Source organism: Cyanobium gracile UHCC 0281 (assembly GCF_034931305.1).
In the GTDB taxonomy this organism is placed as follows: domain Bacteria; phylum Cyanobacteriota; class Cyanobacteriia; order PCC-6307; family Cyanobiaceae; genus Cyanobium; species Cyanobium gracile_A.
In genome coordinates this window covers 67,854-86,514 of the sequence record NZ_JAYGHY010000008.1, presented here as the reverse complement: position 1 = coordinate 86,514, position 18,661 = coordinate 67,854, and the positions used below count along the sequence as shown (strand labels likewise).

The 18,661-nt window shown below is 67.2% G+C and carries 26 protein-coding genes; 11 read left to right on the top strand and 15 right to left on the bottom strand.

Features of this window, described 5'->3' with window-relative positions; all coding sequences use genetic code 11:
* The 3 genes from VB739_RS04540 to VB739_RS04530 form a co-directional block, all read right to left on the bottom strand.
* The coding region (locus tag VB739_RS04540; protein WP_323355934.1) for an SMC family ATPase at positions 1–1,182 on the bottom strand (1,182 nt) is incomplete at its 3' end.
* Between the two features lie 17 nt (positions 1,183–1,199).
* Positions 1,200–2,363, bottom strand: a complete 1,164-nt coding sequence (locus VB739_RS04535) for an exonuclease SbcCD subunit D (RefSeq protein ID WP_323355929.1) — start codon at positions 2,361–2,363, stop codon at positions 1,200–1,202.
* Positions 2,364–2,404: 41 nt separating this feature from the next.
* A complete protein-coding gene (locus VB739_RS04530; RefSeq protein ID WP_323355928.1) occupies positions 2,405–2,914 on the bottom strand; it encodes a hypothetical protein in 510 nt (169 codons plus the stop codon).
* 269 nt (positions 2,915–3,183) lie between these two features.
* On the opposite strand from VB739_RS04530, the gene VB739_RS04525 reads away from it, so the two are divergent.
* Positions 3,184–4,077 (top strand): damage-control phosphatase ARMT1 family protein, encoded by an 894-nt coding sequence (locus VB739_RS04525; RefSeq protein WP_323355927.1) that lies wholly within the window; start codon positions 3,184–3,186, stop codon positions 4,075–4,077.
* Here the strand turns inward: VB739_RS04525 and VB739_RS04520 are convergent.
* On the bottom strand, positions 4,022–5,317 hold the full coding sequence (locus VB739_RS04520; protein WP_323355926.1) for an FAD/NAD(P)-binding oxidoreductase: 1,296 nt from the start codon (positions 5,315–5,317) through the stop codon (positions 4,022–4,024). The two genes, VB739_RS04525 and VB739_RS04520, sit on opposite strands and share 56 nt — an antisense overlap.
* Before the next feature lie 128 nt (positions 5,318–5,445).
* On the opposite strand from VB739_RS04520, the gene VB739_RS04515 reads away from it, so the two are divergent.
* Together VB739_RS04515 and VB739_RS04510 are read left to right on the top strand one after the other, a co-directional pair.
* On the top strand, positions 5,446–6,354 hold the full coding sequence (locus VB739_RS04515; RefSeq protein ID WP_323355925.1) for an ion channel: 909 nt from the start codon (positions 5,446–5,448) through the stop codon (positions 6,352–6,354).
* Between the two features lie 159 nt (positions 6,355–6,513).
* Complete coding sequence (locus tag VB739_RS04510) at positions 6,514–6,930, top strand: DUF3122 domain-containing protein (protein ID WP_323355924.1); 417 nt, start codon at positions 6,514–6,516, stop codon at positions 6,928–6,930.
* Between the two features lie 17 nt (positions 6,931–6,947).
* Here the strand turns inward: VB739_RS04510 and VB739_RS04505 are convergent, their stop codons facing one another.
* The 3 genes from VB739_RS04505 to VB739_RS04495 form a co-directional block, all read right to left on the bottom strand.
* Positions 6,948–7,496, bottom strand: a complete 549-nt coding sequence (locus VB739_RS04505; RefSeq protein WP_323355923.1) for a rhodanese-like domain-containing protein — start codon at positions 7,494–7,496, stop codon at positions 6,948–6,950.
* 120 nt (positions 7,497–7,616) lie between these two features.
* Complete coding sequence (gene cydB / locus VB739_RS04500) at positions 7,617–8,630, bottom strand: cytochrome d ubiquinol oxidase subunit II (RefSeq protein ID WP_323355922.1); 1,014 nt, start codon at positions 8,628–8,630, stop codon at positions 7,617–7,619.
* A complete protein-coding gene (locus VB739_RS04495) occupies positions 8,630–10,033 on the bottom strand; it encodes a cytochrome ubiquinol oxidase subunit I (RefSeq protein WP_323355921.1) in 1,404 nt (467 codons plus the stop codon). The genes cydB and VB739_RS04495 overlap by 1 nt, the downstream gene beginning before the upstream one ends.
* Positions 10,034–10,382: 349 nt before the next feature.
* Between VB739_RS04495 and VB739_RS04490 the strand changes: the two genes are divergently transcribed.
* Together VB739_RS04490 and VB739_RS04485 are read left to right on the top strand one after the other, a co-directional pair.
* Complete coding sequence (locus VB739_RS04490) at positions 10,383–10,673, top strand: hypothetical protein (protein WP_323355920.1); 291 nt, start codon at positions 10,383–10,385, stop codon at positions 10,671–10,673.
* Positions 10,674–10,742: 69 nt separating this feature from the next.
* Complete coding sequence (locus tag VB739_RS04485) at positions 10,743–11,411, top strand: methyltransferase domain-containing protein (protein WP_323355919.1); 669 nt, start codon at positions 10,743–10,745, stop codon at positions 11,409–11,411.
* On the opposite strand, the gene VB739_RS04480 is transcribed toward VB739_RS04485, so the two are convergent.
* From VB739_RS04480 to pdxH, 4 genes are all read right to left on the bottom strand, one after another.
* The gene (locus VB739_RS04480) at positions 11,397–11,942 is read right to left on the bottom strand and encodes a rhodanese-like domain-containing protein (RefSeq protein ID WP_323355918.1); all 546 of its coding nucleotides are present in this window, start codon (positions 11,940–11,942) and stop codon (positions 11,397–11,399) included. The two genes, VB739_RS04485 and VB739_RS04480, sit on opposite strands and share 15 nt — an antisense overlap.
* A gap of 45 nt (positions 11,943–11,987) precedes the next feature.
* On the bottom strand, positions 11,988–13,109 hold the full coding sequence (locus VB739_RS04475; RefSeq protein ID WP_323355917.1) for a rhodanese-like domain-containing protein: 1,122 nt from the start codon (positions 13,107–13,109) through the stop codon (positions 11,988–11,990).
* 52 nt (positions 13,110–13,161) lie between these two features.
* Positions 13,162–13,620 (bottom strand): DUF4079 domain-containing protein, encoded by a 459-nt coding sequence (locus tag VB739_RS04470; RefSeq protein WP_323355916.1) that lies wholly within the window; start codon positions 13,618–13,620, stop codon positions 13,162–13,164.
* A gap of 115 nt (positions 13,621–13,735) precedes the next feature.
* Entirely contained in the window at positions 13,736–14,482 is a 747-nt protein-coding gene (gene pdxH / locus VB739_RS04465; RefSeq protein WP_323355915.1) for a pyridoxamine 5'-phosphate oxidase, read from the bottom strand.
* A 77-nt stretch (positions 14,483–14,559) separates the two neighbouring features.
* On the opposite strand from pdxH, the gene VB739_RS04460 reads away from it, so the two are divergent.
* From VB739_RS04460 to ppk2, 3 genes are all read left to right on the top strand, one after another.
* Positions 14,560–14,892, top strand: coding sequence for a nucleotidyltransferase domain-containing protein (locus tag VB739_RS04460; protein ID WP_323355914.1), 333 nt, complete (start codon positions 14,560–14,562; stop codon positions 14,890–14,892).
* Complete coding sequence (locus VB739_RS04455) at positions 14,889–15,215, top strand: HEPN domain-containing protein (RefSeq protein WP_323355913.1); 327 nt, start codon at positions 14,889–14,891, stop codon at positions 15,213–15,215. The genes VB739_RS04460 and VB739_RS04455 overlap by 4 nt, the downstream gene beginning before the upstream one ends.
* A gap of 123 nt (positions 15,216–15,338) precedes the next feature.
* Positions 15,339–16,160, top strand: a complete 822-nt coding sequence (gene ppk2, locus VB739_RS04450) for a polyphosphate kinase 2 (protein WP_323355912.1) — start codon at positions 15,339–15,341, stop codon at positions 16,158–16,160.
* Between the two features lie 15 nt (positions 16,161–16,175).
* On the opposite strand, the gene VB739_RS04445 is transcribed toward ppk2, so the two are convergent.
* A complete protein-coding gene (locus VB739_RS04445) occupies positions 16,176–16,595 on the bottom strand; it encodes a type II toxin-antitoxin system VapC family toxin (protein WP_323355911.1) in 420 nt (139 codons plus the stop codon).
* A 5-nt stretch (positions 16,596–16,600) separates the two neighbouring features.
* Positions 16,601–16,849, bottom strand: coding sequence for an AbrB/MazE/SpoVT family DNA-binding domain-containing protein (locus tag VB739_RS04440; RefSeq protein WP_323355910.1), 249 nt, complete (start codon positions 16,847–16,849; stop codon positions 16,601–16,603).
* A gap of 178 nt (positions 16,850–17,027) precedes the next feature.
* Here VB739_RS04440 and VB739_RS04435 point away from each other — a divergent pair, with 178 nt between their 5' ends.
* Genes VB739_RS04435 through VB739_RS04425 form a run of 3 tightly spaced genes read left to right on the top strand, consistent with a single transcriptional unit; the run spans position 17,028 to position 17,954 of the window.
* A complete protein-coding gene (locus tag VB739_RS04435; protein WP_323355909.1) occupies positions 17,028–17,396 on the top strand; it encodes a hypothetical protein in 369 nt (122 codons plus the stop codon).
* A gap of 37 nt (positions 17,397–17,433) precedes the next feature.
* Complete coding sequence (locus VB739_RS04430; RefSeq protein ID WP_323355908.1) at positions 17,434–17,703, top strand: type II toxin-antitoxin system prevent-host-death family antitoxin; 270 nt, start codon at positions 17,434–17,436, stop codon at positions 17,701–17,703.
* Entirely contained in the window at positions 17,700–17,954 is a 255-nt protein-coding gene (locus VB739_RS04425) for a Txe/YoeB family addiction module toxin (RefSeq protein ID WP_323355907.1), read from the top strand. The genes VB739_RS04430 and VB739_RS04425 overlap by 4 nt, the downstream gene beginning before the upstream one ends.
* Before the next feature lie 47 nt (positions 17,955–18,001).
* Here the strand turns inward: VB739_RS04425 and VB739_RS04420 are convergent, their stop codons facing one another.
* Together VB739_RS04420 and VB739_RS04415 are read right to left on the bottom strand one after the other, a co-directional pair.
* Entirely contained in the window at positions 18,002–18,406 is a 405-nt protein-coding gene (locus VB739_RS04420) for a PIN domain-containing protein (RefSeq protein ID WP_323355906.1), read from the bottom strand.
* Entirely contained in the window at positions 18,406–18,636 is a 231-nt protein-coding gene (locus tag VB739_RS04415; protein WP_323355905.1) for an AbrB/MazE/SpoVT family DNA-binding domain-containing protein, read from the bottom strand. The genes VB739_RS04420 and VB739_RS04415 overlap by 1 nt, the downstream gene beginning before the upstream one ends.
* Positions 18,637–18,661 lie beyond the last annotated feature (25 nt).

The following is an 18,661-nucleotide window of genomic DNA, read 5'->3' as shown; positions in this document are numbered from 1 at the left end:
CTCTTCGGCCTTGCGGGCCAGCTCCCGCACCTCGGCCCCCCGGGCAGCCAGGTCGGCGCCGGCCGCCGCGAGGGTCTCGGCGGAGGGCAGGGCCGTCAGATCCAGCTCCCGTACCGACGGCGGCAGCGCCCGCGCCCCGTCCCTGGCCTGGAGCGCTGCGCGCAGTTGCTCCTGCAGCCCCCGCTCCACCAGGGCGAGGGCGCGGCGGGCCCCCTGTTCAGCCACCAGGCTGGGGCGCAACGTTTCGGCCCGCTCCGCCAGCGCGAGCTTCTGGCGGTACTCCGCCACCGTCTCCCGTTTGGCGTCCAGTTCACCCAGCCGGGCGGTGGCGGCGGCGCGCCGGTCCCAGCGCTCCGCCTGCGCCGTCAGAGCCGCCTGGGCCGCCTGGGCCGCTGTCAGGCTGGCGGAGGCTTCCTGCAGGGCGGCTTCGGTGCCTTGCACCACCACGCCGATCTGCCCCACCAGCGCCTCGAGGCCGGCCTGGTCAGCGGGCGGCGCCGGCGGCTCGGCCCCCTCCGGCGGCTCGGGCGTGTGGGGGGTCCAGGCGTCGGCCGCCCGGCGCCGCAGCACCTCCTGCTCCCGGGCCTGGTCCAGCGCCAGGTTCCGCGCCGTGCGGGCCTGGTCTTCGAGCCACCAGCCGGCCCGCTCGTAGATCACCGTGTCGAAGAGGGTCTTGAGCAGGGCTTCGCGCTCCTCGGCCTTGGCCCGCAGCACCTCGGCGAAGCGCCCCTGGGGCAGCAGGATCACCTGGCGGAACTGGGCAGCATTGAGCCCCACCAGGGCCACAACCTCCTTGTCCACCTCGGTGGTCTTGGCCGCCACCGGCTGCTCGTCCCCACCGGCGGCCAGCCGGAACAGGAACGCCTGGGACGGTTTGTCGGTAAAGCCCTGGCCCCGAATCTTCGGCGCCTTATGAGCCGGCACGCGCTCCACCCGGTAGCGGGCGTCGCCGCAGGAGAACTCCAGGCTCACCCGGGGTACGGCGCCGGGGGCGGCGTGGTCGGAGCGGAGCCCCTTGACGCTGCGGTCGCCCGACACCTCGCCGTAGAGGGCGAAGCAGAGGGCATCGAGCAGGAAGGTCTTGCCGGCGCCGGTGGTGCCATGGATCAGGAACAGCCCCTCGGCGGCCAGGGCGTCGAAGTCGATCGCCACCGGATCGGCATAGGGCCCGAAGGCCTCGATCGCGAGCCGGTGGGGCTTCAGTGCTCCCCTCCCCGTTCCGCCGCCGTCAGGGCCGCCCGCAGCAGCTCGGCCTCCGGCTCGCTGGGCGGCTGGCCGTGCTGGTCGGCGAAGAAGGCGCTGGCCAGCTCCAGCGGCGAACGGGCCTGGCGCACCTGGCGGTGGCGCTCGGCGCCGCCGGCGTGGGTCAGCTCCGGGGGTTCGTGGCGCAGCTCGGCGATGTGGGGGAAGCGGGCCCGCAGGCGGGCCATGGCCTGCAGGGGCAGGCTGTCGTCGGTGAGGATCGCCCGCACCCGCGCCTCGCTGGCGGCGGCGTGGCGGGGATCTCCGCAGAGCTCGTCGATGGGGCCCCGCAGGGTGCACAGGCGCCGGCCCACCCCCAGGGGCACCACCTGCACTGATGGCGTCCCGTCGGCGGCCAGCTCCACGATCCGCACCGACTTGACGTGCTGCTCCTCGGAGAAGGAATAGGCCAGGGGGGTGCCCGAATAGGCCACTCGGGGGCCGTCCAGCTGCTGGGAGCCGTGCAGATGGCCCAGGGCCACGTAATCGAAGCCGTCGAAAGCGGCCACGCTCACCCGGTCGACGTTGCCGATGGTGAGCTCCCGTTCCGACTCTGAGGTTTCCCCGCCGGCCACGAAGGTGTGGGCCACCAGCACCGACCGCAGCGACGGCCGCGCGCGTCGATCGGCGTGGATCCGCTCGATGGCCAGGCGGGTCACCTCCTCGTGGCGCAGGCGCACCGGTTCGCCGGCCAGGGCCGGCCCGACCACCGCCGGCTCCAGGTAGGGAAGGGGATAGATGGCCACCGGCGGGCCGCCGGCCCGGGGCGTCACCAGCACCGGTTCCTGGGCCCGGCCCACGTCGCCCCGTACCGTGACCCCGAAGGCCGAGAGCAGCGGGTCATACACCGACACCCGCACATGGGAATCGTGGTTGCCGGCGATGGCCACCACGGCGGTGCCGCCGGTGCTGAGCTGGGCCAGGGCCTTGTTGAACAGGTCCACGGCCTCGGCTGGCGGGATGGCCCGGTCGTAGAGGTCGCCGGCGATCAGCACCGCATCCACGGCGTGCTCACGCGCCAGCGCTGCGATCCGCTCGATGGCTGCCGCCTGCTCGTCCAGCAGCGAGGCCCCATGGAAGCTGCGACCCAGATGCCAGTCGGAGGTGTGCAGCAGGCGCATGGGAACAAGGTACCGAGGCCTGCGCCGCTCTCACGCGGTCGTCAGTTCATGCAGGCGTCCGTCAGGGAGTGCAAGGTCTGGACCTGACCCGGCGAAAGGGCAAAGCTCAGATCTCCGGAGGAACTCGGCACCGTGATCCTCAGGGGCAGGCCATCGGCAGGGGTCGGTTCGAGGCAGCCGGCGTCGAACTGGGAGGACGTGGCCGGGATGGCACCATCGGCAGAGGCCGTGAGCTCATCGCTGCGGTTGGCGAGACGCCAGTCCTGATCCTTGCCATCACTGAGCAGCAGGGGACGGGCATGGTCCAGAGTCAGCCTGGGGGACTCAGCATTCAGGCGTAAACGCAGACCCGTGGCCGCGTTGATGTCTGATTGTTCGTAGAGCATGACGCCCAGGCGGTGCCCCACGCCGTCATCAAGGTTCCAGTTGCCATCGGTTTCAGCGGCCGAGGCGGCCGATGGCGACAGGAGCGATGCCAGGACGAACAGCCCGATCGCCACGATCCCAGCACGGCCGATGCCGACCAAGCGGTGCCAGGGCGTCATCACCATGGATGCGAATAAAGCAAGAATTCTTTTCATTAGCTTGTGGTTTTCTTCGGGGACATTTTCAACCTAATCAGATCGCCCGATGCGATGCAGGCGGATATCCAAAGCGTGTGCAGACGCAGGCCGTCATTAGCGTGGGCACGCAAAACGCCAGGGTCCGCCTGGCATGTCACTCTTCTAGGCAACCGCTGCCAGAGAGTCCCGATCTGCTCCGGTAGTCCTGATGCTGCAGATTGAGATCTTCCTGCAGCGCGATTGCATCGTTAGTCGCCATGAACACTTCATTGGATTGCATTCCTTGTCTGCTGCGTCAGTCATTGGACGCTGCCCGTCTGGTCACCGCCGATGCATCGATCCATGAGCGCCTGCTCAGGGAGGCGCTGCATTGGGCCGAAGACATGGACCTGACAGCATCACCACCTGCGATGGCGCAGTGCCTGCACCGACGTCTTCGGGAGATGACGGGCGTGGTCGACCCCTACTGCGAGACGAAAGCCTGGCAGAACCGCGTTGCGATGGACATGCTCCCGAGGCTTCAGGCCGAGGTGGAGGCCTGCAGCGACCCTCTCCTGATGGCCGCCCGCCTGGCAATCGCCGGCAATGCCATCGATATGGGCAGCAACGGCCGGCTCACGGAGCAGGATGTGCGGCAGGCCCTGGAGAGGGCTCTGGAGGATCCGTTCCATGGCGATGTGGAACAGTTCCGTGCTGCCGTCTTCGAGGCTGAAACGATTCTCTATCTGGCGGATAATGCGGGTGAAATCGCGATTGATCGCCTGCTGATTGACCAGTTGCTGCCCAGGACAATCACCCTGGTTGTACGGGGATCACCTGTCCTCAATGATGCCACTCAGGAGGATGCCAAGCGGGTGGGGCTTGATCGGATGGTGGAGGTTATCGACAACGGCTCGGATGCCCCGGGAACCATCCTGTCGGATTGCACCCAGGACCTGCGCGATCGCTTTGCTGCCGCCGACCTGATCATCGCCAAGGGGCAGGGGAACTATGAATCCCTGAGTGATGAGCCAGGTCAGCTCTTTTTTCTGTTCAAGGCGAAATGTCGCGTGATCGCTGACCTTGTTGGCCAGCCCATCGGCACCCAGATGCTGCTCAAGTCTCGCGGCGCGCCAGCCCCAGGGCGCGCACCAGCGGCGCGAACGGCTTGAGGAAGCGGCTTTCGTGCAGGCGCCCCTTGAGCACCCGGTGCCAGTACACCCAGGGGAACACACGTGTTTCCACCAGGAACATGCTCCAGCGCTCCTTGGTGGGATCCACCAGAAACGAGCTGACCGGCTGGAGGCTGTAGTCGAACTCCGCCATCACCACCTCGTGGAAGCAGGTGATCAGGGGGCAGGCGGTGTAGCCGTCGTACTGGGCGGGCAGGGGGCGACCCTCGAGCCAGGCCAGCAGGTTGGCCACCAGCACCGGCGCCTGGCCACGCACAGCGGCCAGGCTTTTGGCCGTGGGAAGGGAACTCACATCGCCGAGGGCGAACACGTCGCCAAAGCGCTTGTGCTGGCAGGTGAACTTGTCGACCTCCACCCAGCCCCCCGGCCCGAGGATCGCCAGGGGGCTAGCGGCGATCACGTCCGGCGCCGCCATGGGCGGCACGACATGGAGCAGGTCGTAGGGAATCTCCTCACGCCTGGGCTCCCGGCCCCCGCCCCTGACCTCGAAGACGGCCAGCCGCTCCTCGGCGCGCACCTCCACCAAGTTGTGGAACAGACGGGTCTCGATCCCCCTGCGCTCCACGACGCGCTCCACGGTGGCGTTGTACGCCTGCACCGGATAGAGCTGGGCCAGGGCGCTGCAGAAGATCACCCGGGTGTTCACCCCCACGCCGCTGGTGGCCTGGAAAATGTCGTCGGCCAGATACATCACCTTCTGGGGGGCGCCACCGCATTTGATCGGAGTGGCCGGATGGGTGAACAGGGCCGTTCCACCATGGAAATCGCGGATCGCCTTCCAGGTGGCGGCGATGTGGGGGTGGGAGTAGTTGCTGACGACCCCGTGCTGGCCGAGGGCCTCCGGCAGGCCCTGGATGCGGCTCCAGTCGAGCTTCAGGCCCGTGGCCACCACCAGCACCTCGTAGCTGAGGGCGACCCCGGCGGCGGTGATCACCCGGCGGGCCTCCGGCTCGAAGCTGGCGGCGCTGTCCTGGATCCAGACGGCACCGGCCGGGATCACGGTGGCCTCCTGTCGCTGGGTCTGGGCGTAGGGGAGCAGACCGGCGCCGGCCAGAATCCAGCCGGACTGGTACTCGTGCACGGTGGCGGGCTCCAGGATCGCCACATCCAGGCCGGGGCGGGCGCGCAGCAACTGGGCGGCGACGGTGATCCCGGCGGAGCCACCGCCCACGATCAGAACCCGGTGGTGGCGATGGTGGTCCGATGCGGAGGCGCCCATCTCATCAGCCCGTTCTCGGGGATCACTCTGGGCCGGCTCCCCGTTACTCAGGGCCACGACACACAGAAGTACATGCGTAGATACGCATAAAGAGATAAAATCGATGGGTAACGTCCAGGGTCAGGCGCATGGCTCCAGCTCAGCGGCGTGCCCCTCCGGTGCGGCTTCAGAAGCACGGAGGGATCTTCACCGCCGTGAATCCGAGCGATTGGATCCGGCATTGGCGCCACCCCAATCACCTGATGCTGGCGGTGCCCTGGCCGGGCTTCTTCGGGCTGATCGCCGCGGGGTATCTGCTGCTCAACCTGCTGTTCGCCGTGATCTTCTGGGTCGATCCCCATGGCATTGCCGGGGTGGCTGGCGAGACCACCAGTTTCCTTGAGGCCTTCTTCTTCAGCGTTCAGACCCTGGGCTCAATCGGCTACGGCGCCTTCCATCCCAGCAGCCTGTTCACCCATTTGGTCGTCACCGTCGAATCGTTGCTGGGATTGATCGTGATCGCCCTGACGACAGGGATGGCGTTCAGTCGCTTCTCCCGTTCCACGGCCCGGATCCTGTTCTCCGAGGTGGTCACGGTTCATGACTACGACGGAGAGCCCACCTTGATGTTTCGTCTGGCCAACGAGCGCCGCAAAACCATTCTGGAGGCCAGGGTTCAGGCCTTTCTCGCCATCGATGAGCGCACCTCGGAGGGGCACCGGATGCGACGCCTCCACCCGATGCTTCTGAACCGCGATCGCTCACCGCTGTTTCTGCTCACCTGGACGCTGATGCACCCGATCAATGAGCACAGCCCCCTGCATGGACGAACATCCGAAGAGCTGCTGGCCAGTCAGGCAGAACTTGTGATGGCGTTCAGTGGTATTGACGAAACCCTGGAGCGGCCGATCTATGCCCATCACAATGTTCCGGCGTCCCAGATGCTGTTCGGCCAGGGCTTCGTCGACATGATGCAGGAGGAGGAGGGCCAGGGTCAGTGCTTCGACTTCGCCAACTTCAATCGCACGCAGCCGTGCCCCTGCTCCGATCCGGCGTGATCCGGCGGCAGGCCGGGGCATTGCTGCGCCAAGAGGGGCCTCCTTCATGCGCTGATCGCGTTAGCGTTGTATTGCCAATGCCAGTCCCGTGCCATGAAGCGTCCCGTCTGTCGATCGGCTTTTCTGAGCAGATCCGTCCTTGCCGTCCTTCCCTTTCTTTTGGCTCTTCTGCTGGGAGCCGTCCCTGCCCTTGCGGCCGAAAGCTGGTCGCTCAGTGATGGGGCTGGTCATCGGCTCAACGCCAGGGTCTTCGAGCAGCCGTTCCCGGAGTATCCCTCAGGTCTGCGAATCCGCCTCAATGCGCTGGAGGCCAACACCACGCTGGATCACAAGGAGCAACTTGTGTTGAGCGACTCTGCTGGCCAGGAGTGGAGCTTGCCCAATCGCAGCGTGGAAATGGTCAAGAAAGAGGCTGGCTTGCCCCTTCCAGCTGGATCGGCCCAGTTCGACCTTGACGCCTTGATGCCCCGGCCCAGTGAAGCGCTTCCCCTGCACCTGGCGGTGCCCACCGGCGATGGCGTCCTGGGCTTCGACCTGACGCCAGACCAGGCGATGACGCTCCACGCCATGGGGTAGGCGCCACGGTGGAACGATCAGGCCTCGCCGGCGGCTTGCCAGCCGGCGAGGCTCGGCGGAAAGCCGCGCACGCGGTTGAACCCCTGCAGCTGCAGGGCCATCACGCCCATGGCCGATCGATAGCCCGTCGAGCAATAGAGAACCACGTCCTGATCGGCTGGAATCTCGCCCAGGTGGCGGTCGAGTTCCCTGAGGGGGATGTTGATGGCTCCGGGGATGTGGCCGGTTCGGTACTCGGAAGGTTGACGCACATCGATCAGCACTGTGCGCCCACTGGCCAGCGCGCTCTTCAGGGCTGCCACCGTTTTTAGCGTATAAAAATCCGCGGGAATGGAGGCGAGATACTGATCAACGGCGCTCTGTACAGGGGCGAGCTGCTGCGGTTCTGGAAGCGTCTGCTGCTGGCTGGTATCTGGCTCTAGAGGGACTGCGGCCAGCGCGCCTGAAACGTAGCCCATCAGTAGGACCAGGGTGATGACAAGACCCCCCAGCAGCGCGGCAAGCGAAGCCCTCAGAGAAGCACCCAGAGCCGTATGGCTGGATCGATGGAGAAGCGATGGTTTCATTCTTCAGTTTCGGAGATATTCATGGCGGAAGGGGCGTCTCCGGCGAATATCCTGGATGTCCCGCTGCAGGAGAATCACATCTCCATGTCAGCACGGTCACTGTGTTCGGGGCGGAAACTCTCAGGCTTTGTGGGGTTCGACCTCCACTTTGCCACGAAAGGCAATGTAATTGTAAATGTTGTAGAAGAGCATGATCGGAATGAGAACGCCGATGAAGGTGAGCATGAACACCATTGACGTCACCGATGAAGACGCCTCAAAGATTGTGACCGACGGTGGAATGATCGCCGGGAACACCATCACTCCCAGACCCGCGAAGCTCAGAATGAACAGCAGCACCGTGTACACGAACGGCCACACCTCCTGGCCCATGGCCAGGCTGCGGAACAGCTGCACGATCAGGGCGATGCCGAGCAGTGGCAACAGCACGAAAAAGGGCAGGAAGGCCGGATCAAACAGGCGCTCCCGCAGCGCTTCCGATACGAAGGGGGAGGTGACGGTGATCAGCAGCGCCCCGGCCAGGGTGGTGGTCGCCGCCAGCCGGGCCGTGCGCACATGCAACCGCTGCAGCTCACCGCTGGTCTTGAGGATCAGGTAGGTGGAGCCGATCAGCACATAGCCCTGGATCAGGGTGAGGGCCACCACCAGACTGCTCCAGTTGAGCCAGATCCAGGGGGAGCCGATGAAGTGACCGTCGGCGTCGGTGGGCAGACCGGAGAGCACGGTGCCGAGGCAGACGCCCTGGGAGGCGGCGGCCAGCACGCTGCCGAAGCCGAAGGTGAGATTCCAGGGCCGTTTGTTGATGGCGTTCTCGCGGAACTCGAAGGCCACGGCCCGCAGGATCAGGCCGAGGATCATCAGGTAGATCGGCCCATAGAGCGCCTTCAGGATCGTGCCGTAGGCGAGCGGAAAGGCACCAAACAGCGCCCCGCCCATCAACACCAGCCAGGTTTCATTGGCATCCCAGATGGAGCCGAGCGAGGCCATCAGCAGGCTGCGCTGCTGCTCACTGGGGGAGCTGAGCGAGAGAATCCCCACCCCGAGATCGAAGCCATCGAGGATCACGTACAGGAGCAGGAACAGGGCCAGGATCACGAACCAGACCACTGGCATGAAGACATCCAGGAAGTCCATCAGTCGGTCGGCAGGGGGAGAGGCCCGCGGACGGGCCCCGTCGGTGGTTCCAGCGAGAGGTCAGGGCCCTTGCGGATGATGCGGGCGCCGAAGATGAGCGCGAAGACCAGCAGGGTGGCGTAGAGGAGGGTGAAGCTGCTCAGGCTGATCAGCACTTCCTGGGCCGGCAGCTGGGAAGCGGCCTCGGAAGTGCGCAGCTGGCCGTACACCGTCCAGGGCTGCCGGCCGACGCACCGCACGACCCAGCCGGATTCGATCGCCAGGTAACCGGCCGGCGCCGCCAGGATCCAGCACCAGCTCAGCCAGCGCTGCTGGCGGAAGAACTCCGGCTTCAGGCCAGTTCGCCACCAGAGCACCACACTCAGCCCCATCAGGGCGGTGACGGCAATGCCGATCCCCGCCATCAGCCGGAACGCGTAGAAGATCAGCCCCACCATCCGGGGACGCTGGTCGGCGGGCCAGCTGTTCAGGCCGCGCACGTCGTGACTGAGCCTGGGGCGACCTTCCAGGATCCAGCTGAGCCCGCCGGGAACGCCCAGATCCCAGCGGTTGCGACCGTCGCTGGCATCCGGCGCGGCGACCACGCTCCAGGGGGGAGACTCCCCGGCCGATCGGTTCTCCCAGAGCGCTTCCATGGCGGCCAGCTTGGTGGGCTGGTGCTCGGCGATCTGCAGGGCGCTCTCATGGCCGGCCAGGATCTGGACCGGGGCCACCACCAGCAGGATCACCAGGGCCAGGCGGAAGGAGAAGGAGAAGAAGGCCTCCGCCTTGCCTGACAGCAGCGACCAGGCGCTGATCGCCGCCACCACCAGCATCGAGGTTTCCACCGTGGCCAGGCTCATGTGCAGCACGCTGCGCAGCATGAACGGGTTGTTGATGGCGTTGAAGTAGTTCTCCACATGGAAATGGCCCTGGCTGAAGCTGCCGCCGGCTGGGGTCTGCAGCCAGGAGTTGGCGCTCAGGATCCAGAACACCGAGAGGTTGGCGCCGAAGGCCACCATCACGGTGGAGAGAAAGTGGATCACCGGCGGCACCCGGTTCCAGCCGAACAGCATGATGCCGAGGAAGCCGGCCTCGAGCATGAAGGCCATGGCGCCCTCGAAACCGAGAACCGCCCCGAAGAAATCGCCCACGAACTCCGAGAGCGGGGCCCAGTTGGTGCCGAACTGGAACTCCATCGGCAGCCCCGAGGCCACGCCGATGCCGAAATTGAGCACGTAGAGCTTGGCCCAGAAACGGGCCTGCCGGTAGTAGAGGGGGTTCTGGGTGCGCAGCCAGAGGGCTTCGAGAATCACCAGGAAGATCGCCAGGCCGGTGGAGAGCACCGGCCAGAGCATGTGGAAGATGGCCGTCAACGCGAACTGCATCCGCGACAGAACCACGGTGTCAGCCAGCCAGTCCATCGCGTCGGCGCCCGGAGACAAGGGCCTGTCGGCCTGACGCGAGGCTGCAATGGATTGGCGGGAACACGCTGCCGTTGTGAGCGAATGGACACATGAACTAATACCTACTGTTGCCGCTGGCCGCACCCCGGTGCTGTGGCCCGTGGAGGCCGCATACGTTGAGGTTCACGACTGTGGGGAGACGACATGCCCAGTCCAGCAACGGCACGCCGGCTCTCCGCCCTGCTGTGCAGCTTCGCTCTGAGCGGCCTTGGCCTGGCGGCGCCTGCGGAAGCCCTGCCTGCCCCTGCCGTGCCGAACCTCGTGGGGCAGTGGGCCGTGACGGGGAAAGGGGGCGGTGCTGTGCAAGGTGGAGGCCTCTCGCTGCAAGACCCATCACCATGGGGACTTCAGCGACCTGGAGGCAACGGTGGAGATCACCAGGCAGCAGGGCCGGCTGATGCATGGTGTCTTCCGCTCGAAGTTCGCCAGCGAGAAGTTCGTCGCCACGATTGGCTATGACAACAAGAGCTTCTTTCTGGTGGATGAGGATGGCTTTGCGGAGGGCCGCATCATCGATGGCCGGAACCTCCAAGTGGTCTACAGGCACAGCACCGATCTCGACTCGGTGATCGATCTGAGTACCTGGACTCGCCGCTGACCGGCGCTGGGGCCCGATGCCTCCATGCCGCTAGGCCCATGTCGCCATGGGCTGCGGCATGCTGGAGTGATGAACCGCTCTGAATCGGTCAGCCTCGCTGAGGCGAGCCGCTGGGACCAGCGTTACCGAGAAGGCACCGACGGCTGGGAGCTGGGCCGGCCCGCGCCGCCGCTGGCCCAGTTCCTGGGCGCCCATTCGTTGGCCCCCCAGCCCCCGGGACAGGTGCTGGTGCCGGGCTGCGGCCGCGGCCATGAGGTGGCCCTGCTGGAAGCGCTCGGTTTCGCCGCCATCGGCCTCGATTTCAGTGCTGAGGCCCTGGCCGAGGCCCGGGCGCTGCATGGCCACGACCGGGCCAACCTGCGCTGGCTGCAGGCCGACCTGCGCTGGCTGCAGGCCGACCTGTTCGACCGGCAGGCCCTTGAAGCGGCTGGCCTCGCCCCTGGCAGCCTCACCGGGATCGTGGAGCACACCTGCTTCTGCGCCATCGATCCCGGCCGCCGCGACGACTACATCGCCACCGCCAGCCGCTTGCTGGCACCGGGCGGCTGGCTGCTGGGGCTGTTCTGGTGCCACCGCAAGCCGGGCGGCCCGCCCTGGGGCAGCGACCCCGAGGTGGTGGCCGCCCAGCTGGGCCAGGCGGGGCTGGTGGCCGAGCTCTGGGAGCCGGCCGCCGGTTCGGTGGACAAGCGCCAGGACGAATGGATCGGCCTGTGGCGCCGCAGCTCAGCCCAGCCCTGATCCCAGCGACACCCGGTTCCAGGGCATGGCGGCCAGCAGGCGGGCCATGCCGCAGAAGCCGGAGACGCCCGCGAAGGTGAGCCCGGCTCCCACGAAGCCGCTCAGCCAGATCCAGCCCGGCGCCACGGTCTGGGAGAGGATCACGCCCAGCAGCACCAGGCTGCCGGCGACGATCTGCACCTGGCGCATCAGCGGCAGTGGCGCCCCCTTGAGCTTGCGCACCGGGAAGCCGGCCTGCTGCCAGGCGGGCACGCCACCGAGCAGGTCGGCGACGGGGTGGGGATGGCCCTGCTGGAGCAGATGGGACAGGCCCTTGCTGCTGCGGTTGCCGCTCTGGCAGACCAGCACCAGCGGCCCGCTGGGAAGATCGGCCTGGGTGAGGCGCGAGAGGGGCACGTTGAGGCTGCCGCTGATGTGGCCGGTGGCGTATTCCATCGGTTCGCGCACATCGATCACGGTGACGTCGCGGGCCGCCAGCTGGTCGGCGAGGTCGTGGGCGCTGATGCGGGAGGGGGTGGTGGTGGCGGTCATGGACGTCAGGCGGTGGGATGGAAAGGACAAAAGGTGGGGAGCGGATCAGGCCTGGACGACGCCCTCGAGCGGGTAGCCCTCGGCCGCCCAGCGGCTCAGCCCGCCGCGGAGGTTGGCGACCTGCTGCCGGCCGGCCTTGAGCAGCTGCTGGGTGGCCAGGGCCGATCGGCTGCCCGAATGGCAGACCACCACCAGCGGGCGATCTGAGGGGATGTCGCTGGTGCGGCTCTCCAGCTCCGGCAGGGGGATCAGCACGCTGCCGCTCACACGCCCTTCGGGACCGTTGAATTCCTCGGCGGAGCGCACATCGAGCACGGTGACATCGCTCCGATGGGCGGCCACCCAGGCCGGGCTGAGCTCGGGCAGTCCGGCAAAGCTGCGTGCCATGGGCGCCCAGTCCGCTGCTGCGGACGCCTCGCGGGGCTTGCCGGAGCGCATGTTGCCGGGAAGGGCCTCGGCGATCTTGCGGGGATGGGGCAGTCGCATGTTTTCCATGTGACCCACGAAGTCCCGTTCGGTGGCGTTGCCGCCGAGGCGGGCGTTGAAGGCCTTCTCTTCGGTGACCGAAGTGATGCTGCGGCCGGTGTAGTCGTGGCCGGGGTAGAGCAGGCAGGAGTCGGGCAGGCTGAGGATCTGCTCGGTGATCGAGGTCCAGAGGGTGTGGGCGTTGCCCTGCTGGAAGTCACAGCGGCCACAGCCGCGCACCAGCAGGGCATCGCCGGTGAAGGCCATCGAATGGTCGTCGAGCACGAAGGTGAGGCAGCCGTTGGTGTGGCCGGGGGTGGCGCGCACCTCCACATGGCGGCCGCCGAAGGCGACGCGATCCCCGTGGCTGAGGGGACGGGTGACGTTCTCGGCGCCGGCCGCGGCGGCGAGGCCGATGGCACAGCCGGTGGCCTCGTGCATCAGCCAGCTGCCGGTCACATGGTCGGCATGGGCGTGGGTGTCGATCGACGCCGCCAGATTGAGGCCCAGCTCGCGGATCAGCGAGAGGTCGCGGTCGTGCTGCTCAAAGACCGAATCGATCAGCAGGGCCTGGCGGCTGGCCACATCGGCCAGCAGATAGGTGAAGGTGCCGGTCTCGGCGTCGAACAGCTGGCGGAACAGCAGCGGGGCGCCCCCGGCGGCGGCGGCGAGGGACAGGGAGGGCGCGGGAGCGACAGACATGGGCGGCCAGGCATCAACTGTTATGAGCATAGCCGCATAACAGGTGGAATGGTCAGGCCGGTGCCGTACCGGCATCGAGCAGCTTCTGGACGATCGCGATCCCAGTGAACGCCTGCCAGCCGAACAGCACCAGCACCAGGCCATTGAGCGTGATGTGCAGGCTCCGGGCCCAGTCCTTGCCCTTCTGCAGGGAGGGCCCCAGGGAGGCCGTGGCGATCACCAGCACGACCACCGCCAGACCGGCGAACAGGTGGGGGCCGAGGATCAGCTTGCCGTTCTTGAGGACGGTGGCGCCCAGCCCTCCGGCGGCCCCCAGCAGGGTGAGGCCCAGGATCACCGCCCCCAGTTGGGCATGACGCGGGCCATAGCGCAGGGGAACCATCGCCTTGCGTTCCTCTGGGCTCACCTTGCGGATCTGGCTGGCCTTGAAGCCGAGATAGCCCGAATAGAGCATCAAACCGAGCAGCACCCACATCAGCACGGGGTGGACGAAATTCAGGGCGAAAGGCATGGCACCTGGGCGAGGGAGGGGATCCGCGCAGGCGTGATCCACTTCAGTCTGGGCAGGTGGCCCCGGGGCGATTGCGGAGGGAACCAGGAGATCGAAGCCGGCTGGTGCCGGTGCTTCAGGGCGCCAGCCGCTCGATGCTCCAGGCCGGCTCGGCGGGCCGGTAGCGGAAGCGATCGTGCAGACGGTTCTGGCGGCCCTGCCAGAACTCGAACTCCGACGGCACCACCCGGAAACCGCCCCAGGCGGGCGGCAGCGGCACCTCGCCATCGGCGAAGCGGCGCTTCATGGCGTCCCACTGGGCTTCGAGGATCGAGCGGGAGCCGATCACGGCGCTCTGCTGCGACACCCAGGCCCCCAGGCGGCTGCCGATCGGGCGCGAGAGGAAGTAGGCCAGCGATTCGGCGGCGCCGATGCGCTCGGCCCGGCCCAGGACCATCACCTGGCGCTCGAGCCCATACCAGGGGAACAGCAGGCTCACCTCCGGATGGGCGCCGATCTCGGTGGCCTTGCGGCTTTCGTAGTGGGTGAAGAACACGAAGCCCCGCTCGTCGAAGGCCTTGAGCAGCACCGTGCGGCTGCTGGGGCGGCGGCCATTGCTGGTGCCCAGCACCATGGCGTTGGGTTCGTCCAGCCCGGCGGCCACCGCCTGATCGAACCAGCGGCGGAACTGCGCCACCGGATCGTCGGCCAGATCCCCCCGCCGCAGGGCCTGGCGCCGGTAGTCGCGGCGCAGCTGGGCGGGATCCACTGGTTCTCCCCCAGGTGTCCAGGACAGCAGGGGTAAACCGTTGCGATGGCAGGGGTTGGTGGGGTCCTGCCGGCGGGCCATCAGGCCGTCGTCGATCGGCGAGGTGGTACCCATCGAATCGCTCCCTGGATGGCTTCAAGCTAGGTGTGGGAATGGCTGCAGGTAGACGCGGCCCGAGCGAAGCTATGGCCATGGCCACCCTCCAGCAGTTCCGCGCCGAGCGCCGCCGTGAACGCCTGCAGGCCTTGCAGCAAGGCGCCGACGCGCTGGTGGCGGGGCGCCCGGGTTGGGAGGTGTGGCTGTTCGGGTCCTGGGCCAGGGGCGACTGGGACAGCCGCTCGGACGTGGACCTGATCGCCGTTGCGCCGACCCGCGAGGAAGCCGATACGTTCGCTGATGGCCTCCTTTCGGCCTGCCTGGGGGATGACGTGATCGCCCTGGATGCTGCCCAGTGGCACGACCGCCGCGGATCTGACGATCCCCACTTGGACGCGATCCGGCTGGTGCCGATGGAAGGACGATGACACCTCGGGTGGAGGCGTGGTTGCGGCAAGCCGACAACGACATGGCGATGGCCGGCTACCACGCCAGCCAGGCGGCAGAAAAGGCGCTCAAGGCCATCCTGATCAGCCTCGACCGCGAGCCACGCCAGACCCACGCGCTTGAGGCTCTGGCCCAATCACTTTCCGCTGCCGGCGTGTCCACAGAACCCCTGGCAGCCCTGCGCCTCAATGCCCTGAGCCGGATGAACAGCGCCACCCGCTACCCGGATGGAGACCAGGCCCCCAGCGACCTGTTCGACCGGGTGGATGCCGATGACGCGATCACCACCGCCAAGGCGGTGTAGGCCTTCGTGCGCTCGCTGCTGCCCTGACCCTGGAGCACGCCACCTGCCTGGACGACGGAAGCGGTTGGCGCACCATCTCTGCGGCGTCCAAGGTGGTCGTATGCGAGCGACGAGCGCCACCCCATGAGCAAAAAGCACCACCCATCGCCCGCCGAGACGATCGAGGAGATGCAGAACGATCTCCCCTACGACGAATCGATCGACAAGAAGGACTACAAACGCGACCTCGAAGCGCTCCAGATCGAACTGCTCAAGGCGCAGCGTCACATCAAGGCTGCCGGACAGCGCCTGGTTCTGCTGTTCGAAGGTCGCGATGCGGCGGGCAAGGGTGGATCGATCAAGCGCTTCCGCCAGCATCTGAACCCCCGCGGCAGTGAACATGTTGCCCTGCCGAAGCCCAACGATGCCGAACTGACCCAGTGGTACTTCCAGCGCTATGTCCCGCACCTGCCAGCAGCCGGCGACATCACGATGTTCGACAGGTCGTGGTACAACCGGGCCGGCGTCGAGAAGGTGATGGGCTTCTGCACCCCGCAGGAGCACGCCCTGTTCCTGCGCCAGGTTCCCCCCTTCGAACAGTCACTCGTCAGCAGTGGAATCCTGCTGTTCAAGATGTGGTTCACCGTGTCGCAGGACCGGCAGAAGCATCGCTTCGCCGACCGGCGCGAGGATCCGCTCAAGCAGTGGAAGCTGTCGCCCATCGATGAGGTGAGCGTGGAGAAGTACGACGCGTACACCGAAGCGCGCAACGAGATGCTGCTCGCCACCGACACCCTCGTAGCGCCCTGGACGATCATCAACTCGAACGAGAAGCGGCGCGCCCGGCTCGGTGCCATCCGCAGCGTCCTCCACGCCCTAGAGTACGAGCACAAGGACGAAGACGTCATCGGCGAGCCCGATCCACGGGTGGTGCGTACGGCCCATTCGCTGTTCATCGACAACTGAACGGGTCGCCTGACTTCAGCGGCTCGCTGCCGGAACGAACAGCCGTGGCGCCAGATTGAGCTGCCGGGTGCGTCGCACAAAGCCGCGATCATCAAACGACGCCATTGCCTCACAACTGCGGCAGCTGGCATGGTGCAGGGCATCGGCGAAGTCGAGCCCGCGGCGCACACCGGCCACGGCCTGCTCCAGGGCCGGCCGGTCTTCCGCCGTGAGGCCGGGATGGGCAAGCAGTTGGTCGAACACCTGCAGCACCTGCTCCACCGGGAAGCCGTAGTACCCACGCAGCACCCACTCCAGCTCCAGGGCCACCGTCTTGGCCAGGAACAGCGGCTGGCCCGATTCGATCAGATCGCGGGCAGCCCGGCGCTGGCGTTCCGTGGCCGCATCGGCGGCGTCCTCCGCCACGAAGTAGCGGGCCAGCACATTGGTGTCCACGCCAATCACGGCCGCAGCAGGCTGGCGGGATCGAAGTCCGCCGGCACGGCGGGCCGGTTGGTCCTCAGCAACCCGAACCCACTCTCCGGCACTGGCCGCTCCGGCTTCCAGGGGCGCAGCTCGATGTGATCCCCCACCAACGCGAAACTCACGCGGCTGCCCCTGGCCAGCCCGAACTGCTGCCGCAACGCCTTGGGGATGGTCACCTGCCCCTTGCTGGTGATCGAGCTGGTGGTGGCATCGGCAGAGTCCATCGAAACTCTCCAGGTGGGGCATGGTATTACCCGGTAATACTATCTGGAAGTTTGCGCCAGCAGGCCAGCAGCAGTCAGGGAGCTGAGCACCGCCGAGTTGATCGCCCAGACGGAGCTGCTCTGCACCGCCTGGGTCTGAGACGCCGGTGGCACTCATAGAGGCAGCCGCCCCAGCCCCTTGGCCACCCGCGCCGTCTACTCCTTCACCGGCTTTCCCGGCCAGCCGGAACGCCATCTCTACCTTCACCACGACGGCTACCCCACTGGCGCCGCCTGGCGGTTCGCCACGGCCCTGCGCCAGCGGCCGGAGCCGGAGGCCTTTGCGGCGGCGTTCCTGGCCAGCCAGCCCGGCGCCGAACCTCTGGCCGCCCCAGAGCAGGCCGCCGATGCCGAGTACCGCTACCGGGTGCAGCTGCTGGCCGGCGGCGGCGCGCTGCAGGTGGCCTGCTGGCGGCGGCTGCCGGGCGGCGCCTCCTGGCAGCCCCGCTGCGGGCCGATGGCCCTGGAGCTGTTCATCCGGCGCTTCCTGCCCGGGGATCCGGTGTGAAGCGGCGGCAGGACGCCAGTCGTACAGTAACGCGTACATGTCGGAAGGTCTGCCGATGGACGCCATCACCTACACAGCGGCCCGCGCCAACCTGGCCCAGACCATGAACCGGGTCTGCGCCGACCACGAGCCGCTGATCATTACCCGCAATGGGCAGAAATCGGTGGTGATGATGTCCCTGGAGGACTTCAAAGCCCTCGAGGAAACCGCCTATCTGCTGCGGGTCCCTGAAAATGCCAGGCGTCTGCTGGAGGCGACGGCCAGCCTGGACGCCGGCCAGGGCCAGGAGCGGAGCCTCAGGGAATGAGGCTGATCTTCGCTGAGCAGGCCTGGCAGGACTACCTCCACTGGCAGGCCACCGACACGGTCCTGCTCAAGTGCATCAACGCACTGATCAAGGAAGCGTCTCGGACGCCGTTTTCAGGCACCGGCAAGCCGGAAGCGCTGAAACACGCCCTGGCTGGCTACTGGTCACGCCGCATCAACGACGAGCACCGCATGGTCTACAAGGTTGATGGTGACGCTCTGCTGCTGGCCCAGCTTCGTTATCACTATTGACCCCGCTTCAGAACCGCCGTACCTGCTGGGGCCAGTCGTGGCAGGCCCTAACAGCCCAGCCAGTCCTGGGGAAGGTGGGCCAGAGAGCGGAGTTCAGGATCCTTGTGCACCAGCACCGCCCCCTCTTGCTCAGCGGCGGCGGCGATCCAGGCATCGGCCACGGAGAGGGGATGGGTGGCCTTGATGGCCGCCGCCCGGTCCAGCAGGGCGTCACTGGCCGCCACCCAATCCAGGGGCAGGGAGCGCAGCTGGGCATCGGCGAGGCGGGCGACCCGTTCGCCTTCGTCCTTCCACACCCGGTAGAGCAACTCCATGCGGCTCATGAAGCACACCAGGCAGCTGTCCTGGCGGGCCTGGGAGCGCTGCAGCAGTTCCGCGACGCGCTCCGCGCCGGTTTCGTTGTCGCGCAGGGCCAGCAGGGCGGAGGTGTCGAGCAGCCAGCGGCCGGCCATCAGCCCTCCTGCTGGCGATCGTGGCGGCGATCGGCGAGCAGACGGGTGGTGGCGCCTCCGGCGCCGGAGCCGCGGAAGGCGGTGATGGGATCCAGGGCAACGGGAACCACCCGGATGGTCCCGTCGCCCTCCACGATCCATTCCAACCGCGTGGACGGACCCAGCTGGAAGCGTTCGCGGATCGGGGCCGGAACCACCGTCTGGCCGCGGGCGGTGATGGTGCTGCGCATCGCCTGAATTACTGATTTTGCCCAA

Excerpts from the sequence above, each read along its gene's own strand:
- VB739_RS04535 (WP_323355929.1), bottom strand. The coding sequence starts at position 2,363 with ATGCGCCTGCTGCACACCTCCGACTGGCATCTGGGTCGCAGCTTCCAT.
- VB739_RS04530 (WP_323355928.1), bottom strand. The coding sequence starts at position 2,914 with ATGGTGATGACGCCCTGGCACCGCTTGGTCGGCATCGGCCGTGCTGGG.
- VB739_RS04525 (WP_323355927.1), top strand. The coding sequence starts at position 3,184 with ATGAACACTTCATTGGATTGCATTCCTTGTCTGCTGCGTCAGTCATTG.
- VB739_RS04520 (WP_323355926.1), bottom strand. The coding sequence starts at position 5,317 with ATGGGCGCCTCCGCATCGGACCACCATCGCCACCACCGGGTTCTGATC.
- VB739_RS04515 (WP_323355925.1), top strand. The coding sequence starts at position 5,446 with ATGGCTCCAGCTCAGCGGCGTGCCCCTCCGGTGCGGCTTCAGAAGCAC.
- VB739_RS04505 (WP_323355923.1), bottom strand. The coding sequence starts at position 7,496 with ATGAAACCATCGCTTCTCCATCGATCCAGCCATACGGCTCTGGGTGCT.
- cydB (WP_323355922.1), bottom strand. The coding sequence starts at position 8,630 with ATGGACTTCCTGGATGTCTTCATGCCAGTGGTCTGGTTCGTGATCCTG.
- VB739_RS04495 (WP_323355921.1), bottom strand. The coding sequence starts at position 10,033 with ATGGACTGGCTGGCTGACACCGTGGTTCTGTCGCGGATGCAGTTCGCG.
- VB739_RS04485 (WP_323355919.1), top strand. The coding sequence starts at position 10,743 with ATGAACCGCTCTGAATCGGTCAGCCTCGCTGAGGCGAGCCGCTGGGAC.
- VB739_RS04480 (WP_323355918.1), bottom strand. The coding sequence starts at position 11,942 with ATGACCGCCACCACCACCCCCTCCCGCATCAGCGCCCACGACCTCGCC.
- VB739_RS04475 (WP_323355917.1), bottom strand. The coding sequence starts at position 13,109 with ATGTCTGTCGCTCCCGCGCCCTCCCTGTCCCTCGCCGCCGCCGCCGGG.
- VB739_RS04470 (WP_323355916.1), bottom strand. The coding sequence starts at position 13,620 with ATGCCTTTCGCCCTGAATTTCGTCCACCCCGTGCTGATGTGGGTGCTG.
- pdxH (WP_323355915.1), bottom strand. The coding sequence starts at position 14,482 with ATGGGTACCACCTCGCCGATCGACGACGGCCTGATGGCCCGCCGGCAG.
- VB739_RS04460 (WP_323355914.1), top strand. The coding sequence starts at position 14,560 with ATGGCCACCCTCCAGCAGTTCCGCGCCGAGCGCCGCCGTGAACGCCTG.
- VB739_RS04455 (WP_323355913.1), top strand. The coding sequence starts at position 14,889 with ATGACACCTCGGGTGGAGGCGTGGTTGCGGCAAGCCGACAACGACATG.
- ppk2 (WP_323355912.1), top strand. The coding sequence starts at position 15,339 with ATGAGCAAAAAGCACCACCCATCGCCCGCCGAGACGATCGAGGAGATG.
- VB739_RS04440 (WP_323355910.1), bottom strand. The coding sequence starts at position 16,849 with ATGGACTCTGCCGATGCCACCACCAGCTCGATCACCAGCAAGGGGCAG.
- VB739_RS04430 (WP_323355908.1), top strand. The coding sequence starts at position 17,434 with ATGTCGGAAGGTCTGCCGATGGACGCCATCACCTACACAGCGGCCCGC.
- VB739_RS04425 (WP_323355907.1), top strand. The coding sequence starts at position 17,700 with ATGAGGCTGATCTTCGCTGAGCAGGCCTGGCAGGACTACCTCCACTGG.
- VB739_RS04420 (WP_323355906.1), bottom strand. The coding sequence starts at position 18,406 with ATGGCCGGCCGCTGGCTGCTCGACACCTCCGCCCTGCTGGCCCTGCGC.
- VB739_RS04415 (WP_323355905.1), bottom strand. The coding sequence starts at position 18,636 with ATGCGCAGCACCATCACCGCCCGCGGCCAGACGGTGGTTCCGGCCCCG.